The organism is Mesorhizobium sp. P5_C1 (assembly GCF_054049815.1).
Window position 1 is genome coordinate 1 of sequence record NZ_JBFULQ010000459.1, and the last position, 4389, is coordinate 4389.

5 protein-coding genes are annotated in these 4389 nt (G+C 61.6%); 2 read left to right on the forward strand and 3 right to left on the reverse strand.

All coding sequences use genetic code 11. The annotated features are described in order from the left end of the window. On the reverse strand, nucleotides 1-613 hold a 613-nt coding region (locus tag ACXJ7R_RS25730), incomplete at its 3' end, for an ABC transporter substrate-binding protein (RefSeq protein ID WP_457154284.1). 162 nt (nucleotides 614-775) lie between these two features. Between ACXJ7R_RS25730 and ACXJ7R_RS25735 the strand changes: the two genes are divergently transcribed. Further along, complete coding sequence (locus tag ACXJ7R_RS25735) at nucleotides 776-1762, forward strand: aldo/keto reductase (RefSeq protein ID WP_457154285.1); 987 nt, start codon at nucleotides 776-778, stop codon at nucleotides 1760-1762. Nucleotides 1763-1873: 111 nt separating this feature from the next. Here ACXJ7R_RS25735 and ACXJ7R_RS25740 read toward each other — a convergent pair whose 3' ends face one another. Then, nucleotides 1874-2644: an alpha/beta fold hydrolase gene (locus ACXJ7R_RS25740; RefSeq protein ID WP_457154288.1), complete on the reverse strand. Its 771-nt coding sequence runs from the start codon at nucleotides 2642-2644 to the stop codon at nucleotides 1874-1876. 278 nt (nucleotides 2645-2922) lie between these two features. Here ACXJ7R_RS25740 and ACXJ7R_RS25745 point away from each other — a divergent pair, with 278 nt between their 5' ends. Beyond that, nucleotides 2923-3420, forward strand: coding sequence for a hypothetical protein (locus ACXJ7R_RS25745; RefSeq protein WP_457154286.1), 498 nt, complete (start codon nucleotides 2923-2925; stop codon nucleotides 3418-3420). 714 nt (nucleotides 3421-4134) lie between these two features. On the opposite strand, the gene ACXJ7R_RS25750 is transcribed toward ACXJ7R_RS25745, so the two are convergent. Beyond that, nucleotides 4135-4389, reverse strand: a 255-nt coding sequence (locus ACXJ7R_RS25750; protein ID WP_457154287.1) for a Crp/Fnr family transcriptional regulator, incomplete at its 5' end; no start/stop codon positions are given.

Sequence of the window (4389 nt, forward strand, 5' to 3'; positions counted from 1 at the left end):
CCTTGAAATAGTAGGACGACAGGAACTGGCCGGTGGCGTCGTTGCCGACGATCATGACCGATTTCTTCGGCTTATAGCCAAGCAGCGGCTCGAGCAGCGTGAGCACGCCGCGCGCGGTCGATCCGGACCGCTGGAACTCCTGCGGCTCGGACTGGAACAGATAATGATCCTCGCCACCCGGCTTGACCGAGTCCGGTGTCAGGATTTTCGCCAGCGTCGAATTGCCGGCGAAATGGATGATCTTGGCCGGCTGCGTGATCTTGGCCATGGCCAGCGTGAAGTCATGCGTTTCCGATCCGAAGATCGCCTGCACCTTGACGTCGCGCACCAGTTCCTGGGTGGCGGCGATTGCGGTCGCGATATCGGTGCGGTCGTCGCGTTTGACCATTTCCAGCTTGTAGTTCTTGCCGCCGACATTGATGCCGCCGGCATCGTTGATCTGTTTCACGGCAAGTCCGACGCCTGCCGGCAAGGTATGGCCGGCGGAAACGAACGAGCCCGACTCCGCCGCGACGACGCCGATCTTGACGATGTTGTCCTCGGCCAATGCAGGATGAGCAAGCACGCCAAGGCATAAGGCCGCCGACGCGCCCATTTTCAGAACGGTTTTCAACTTGAGATCCTCCCGACTCCAAATCATTGCAGTCTTACCGGGTTGTCATACAACCCTGTTATCTGGTAAATCCAACGAACGGGGATGTCAATCGCGTTGCCATGCGATAAAAGGCGGCCCGCAGATCAGCAATCACCACCAAGCCGCAGTTAGGAACAGGACATGCAGTCACGGAAATTCGGCCGTACCGGCCGCCACGTCAGCGAGATCGGCTTCGGCTCATGGGCGATCGGCGCCGCCTGGGGCGAGGTCAATGACGACGATGCGGTGGCCGCCCTGCATGCCGCCCTCGACGCTGGCGTCACCTTCATCGACACCGCCGACGTCTATGGCGACGGCCGTTCCGAAAAGCTTATTGCCAGGGTGATGAAGGAGCGCGGCGGCGAGCGGCCGTTCATCGCCACCAAGGCCGGAAAGCGCCTGCCGGAGCAAACTGTCGAGGGGTTCAGCCAGAAGAACCTGACCGACTGGATCGACCGCAGCCTGAGATATCTCGAGGCCGACACGCTCGATCTGGTGCAACTGCATTGCCCGCTAACCGACCTCTACTATCACCCGGAAGTGTTCGAGCGGCTCGACCGTCTCGTCGAGCAAGGCAAGATCCGCAACTATGGCGTCAGCGTCGAGCGCGTCGAGGAGGCGCTGAAGGCGATGCAGTATCCCGGCGTCGTCAGCGTTCAGATCATTTTCAACGCCTTCCGCCAGCGGCCGGCGGAACTGTTCTTCGACCTGGCGAAAAAGAACGATGTGGCGATCATTGCTCGCGTCCCGCTGGCCAGCGGCTTGCTGTCGGGCAAGTTCAAGGCCGATACCAAATTCGAAGACAGCGACCACCGCAAATTCAACCGCCATGGCGAGGCCTTCGACGTCGGCGAGACCTTCTCGGGCGTGCCCTACGAGGTTGGGCTGGCTGCGGTCGAGCGCATCCGGCCGCTGGTTTCCGGCGACACGACGATGGCCAAATTCGCCCTGCGCTGGATCCTGATGTTCGACGCGGTCACGGTGGTCATCCCGGGCGCCCGCAATCCGGCACAGGCGATATCCAATGCCGAAGCGGCGGACCTTCCCCCGCTGTCGGATGAACTCATGGGCAAGATCCGGGATATCTACGACCAGGACATCAAGCCCCATGTGCACCAGCGCTGGTGATCGAAGGCCCGCAAGCCCTCGTCAGTTCACGGCGCGGCGGACCTGATGGCTGGGGCAGGCGTGTTCGCCCTCCATCAGTTTCCCCGCCCCAGCCGACTTCGCTTAGCTGAGCTACCCGGCGGCTTGCGAGATGAGCTGGGCGATCTCTTGCGGGTGAGAGATCAGCGACAAATGGCTTGCCTTCACCTCGATGGTCTTTGCGTTCATCCGCTTTGCCATGAAGCGCTCGAGATCCGGGTTGATCGTGCGATCCTCGGTCGAGACGGCATACCAGCTTGGCTTCGAGCGCCAGGCCGCTTGCGTCGTCTTTCCGGTGAAAAGCTCGTCCGAGATCGGCCCCTGGACGGCATAGAGGATGCGCGCCTTCTCGTGAGCAATATCGCCGGCGAAATCCCGCAGGAACGCCTCCTCGCTGAGCTTGCCGTAGCCTTCGGACCAGACAAGGCCAGCGGAGGCGGGCGGCGCCGCAAAGGTCTTGGCGAGCGCCGTGTAGTCTTCGCCCGCGTCCGGAGCGCGCGCCGCGACATAGACGAGCGAGGAAACCTTCGGATCCATCCCCGCTTCGGTGATGATCATGCCGGCAAAGGAATGTCCGACAAGTATCGTCGGTCCATCCTGGAGCGCGATCGCTCGCCGCGTTGCATCGACGCCCGCCTCCAGCGTGGTCAGCGGGTGCTGGACGACGGTTGCCCTGAAGCCGGCCTGCTGCAGGATGCCAACCACTTCCGACCAGCACGAGCCATCCGCATAAGCGCCATGGACCAGCACGACATTGCGGGCCTTGGGGCCTGTCTGCGCTTGCGTCTTGTGGGAGCCGGCCAACAAGCCCGTCGCCACCCCGGCGACAAGTGCGGTGGAGAAAGTACCCCGATTTATCATGATCGTGAATTCCTTGGGCGGTTGGAAGATGGGGATCTGGTTTGTGCCGAAACCTTGGCCGAGACGAGTCGCAAGCGCTTTGTGCCCCACTGCGCCTTCATTACAGCCGTCACCGCTTCGTGATCGCCTGCCACGGGCTGCGTCCTTCAGCAATGCATTGTCCCTGCGACTATCCACAGGTTCGCCCGGCTATTTCGATGCGTGGGGCGGTGGCGTAGAATGACATACAATTCGGCGGGTCTGCAGCCCGCCGATGTCTGGGGAACGAAGTGGAGAGCTTGATGCGCAACACGATGCTGGGCTTCGCGGCACTTATGCTGGCCGCGTGCCAATCGGCTCCTGAAGCGCCGCAATCGGCCGCTCCCGAACCTGCGGCCATCGCGCCCCTGTCTACCTTGGATCCGGCCGCCGCTGCTCCTGGTTCGGCAACAATGGATCAATCCACAACGATCACCCCGCCAGCGAAGGGCGTTCCTGCAAAGTACGCCGCATTCTCGGGCATGTGGGCTGGACGGTTGGAGGGGACATCCGAAGCCAAAGTCGCTGTGCAGACGATTTCTCCCAGAGGCGATGTGACTGCCACCGTTGCGTGGGGCAATCTGGGCGACAACAGTCCCGGAGAGGCAGCCGGCGCTGGAAGAATTTCGGGGAGTACATTGAAGCTCAAGCGCCTCCCGAATGGCGCGGACGTCAGTCTTGTGATGCTGCCCGAAGGAACCTTGGCCGGGACCGTTGCGCTTGCCGGCCAGACCTACACGGGCCCGTTCATCAAGCAATGATCACAGAACCATCCAACCGGCCGCATTGATTGCGCATAGCCTTCCGGTTCACCTCGGACTGTTGAAGCGTTCCGATGGCCACCGTGAAGGGCGCAACAGACGCCATCGCCTTGACGCAGCCTCTTCTTCCCGCGGCTTGATTGGAGCGGCCCGGCATCCCTTCTGTTGGGATGAGCTAGGACACCGGGCCTAACCGACAGGATGCCTGTGAGGAACAATGCCGCCGGCTGGATAATTTATGCGCCTCCGCTAATGTAAAGTGAAGCCATCCGAACGAGGGAACGCAACGGTCCGGTGATGACCGGCAAACCGGTGACGACCTGCATCGTGAGCGTGTTCGAGAAGCCTAGCTGGCGTACCGTTTTGACGACGAAGGACAGGCGAAGGCTTTTTATCTCGCCAGGGAGATCGGAGACGAGGTGCGGACCGAAGAGGTCACGCCAAGAAGCGAAAACTGAAAATGGCCGGCACCTGTTGGGCGGGGGGCCTGGTTGGGGTAAAGGCGCCGGCCAGGCGGAACAGGTCCGCCACCTGAACAATCTAACAGACGGACCGCTGGCGCCTATGGTGTTATCGCGGAAGCAGGGCCGGACACCGGTGGACCCCGCAATGGGTACCGCCGACGCTCACATGGCGGTTTCGCGCCCGCTATCCCTGACACTTGATTTCTCGACGGGAGACTTCGAGGGACCAGGCGTCGTATCCCGATACGCGTTAGCTTTCGATATATTCGTGCTCGAATCCAGCAAACTTCGTCAGGCCCGGTTGATCGAGCACGCGCACCTGGCCTTGGCGGAATTCGAGAAACTTGCGCTCGCGCAGTTCCCGCAGCATTCGATTGACATGTATCGGAGTGAGGCCGAGAGCGTCCGCCAGATCGTACTGGGTGAGAGGGCATTCAAAGCTGTTCTGGGCAACAGAGCCGGTCCGTTCCAGACGCGCCTTCAGTTCGAGGAAGAGATGCGCTGT

Bases quoted from the DNA above. Each gene is read 5' to 3' on its own strand.
- ACXJ7R_RS25735 (WP_457154285.1), top strand. From the start codon at position 776: ATGCAGTCACGGAAATTCGGCCGTACCGGCCGCCACGTCAGCGAGATC.
- ACXJ7R_RS25745 (WP_457154286.1), top strand. From the start codon at position 2,923: ATGCGCAACACGATGCTGGGCTTCGCGGCACTTATGCTGGCCGCGTGC.